The organism is Azospirillum oleiclasticum (assembly GCF_013423485.1).
Lineage (GTDB): Bacteria > Pseudomonadota > Alphaproteobacteria > Azospirillales > Azospirillaceae > Azospirillum > Azospirillum oleiclasticum.
Genome location: NZ_JABFFR010000109.1, coordinates 1 through 632 on the forward strand (window position 1 = coordinate 1; position 632 = coordinate 632).

Sequence of the window (632 nt, forward strand, 5' to 3'; positions counted from 1 at the left end):
GCCGCAACAGCCGCCGCCGGCGCATCCCTTCTCACGGATCTCGATGTGGACGACGCCTCGTGCGTCGTCCGCGCGGGGCTAGTAGCTCAGTTGGTTAGAGCGCGCGCTTGATAAGCGTGAGGTCGGAGGTTCAAATCCTCCCTGGCCCACCATCTCCGGCGTCGTGTCTCGCGTTCTTCGCAAGGGGGACAGGCCGATGTCTGCGACGCCAGGTCCGGGTTGGATCGGGGGCATAGCTCAGTTGGGAGAGCGCCTGCTTTGCAAGCAGGAGGTCGTCGGTTCGATCCCGTCTGCCTCCACCAACCCCGTACCGGGGCGGATGGAGGACGGAGGAAGGACCATCGGGATCCATGTGGAAGGTGACCACAACACGGCAACGTGAGCCATGGGGGCGCAAGCACCCCTTGGCGCTGCGCTTTGGCGCGGCGGGCTCTTGGACAGTGTGAAGAGGGAAATGTGTGTGTGACCGAGGACGCGTCGTCCCGGCCGCCGGTGGGAAACCGCTGTGTTGGTTGGGGCGTCGATGCATCTTGACGGTCGGTTGCGGAACGTCGCGTCGGGGCTTGCCCCTGCGCACGGGCGGCAACCCAGTTGTCAAGGATCAAGCGTTATAAGGGCATCTGGTGGATGCC

At 64.7% G+C, this 632-nt stretch carries 2 tRNA genes; both read left to right on the forward strand.

What is annotated here, in order from left to right:
* Nucleotides 1–75: 75 nt before the first annotated feature.
* Nucleotides 76–152, forward strand: a tRNA-Ile gene (locus HL658_RS36480).
* A gap of 74 nt (nucleotides 153–226) precedes the next feature.
* Nucleotides 227–302, forward strand: a tRNA-Ala gene (locus HL658_RS36485).
* Nucleotides 303–632 lie beyond the last annotated feature (330 nt).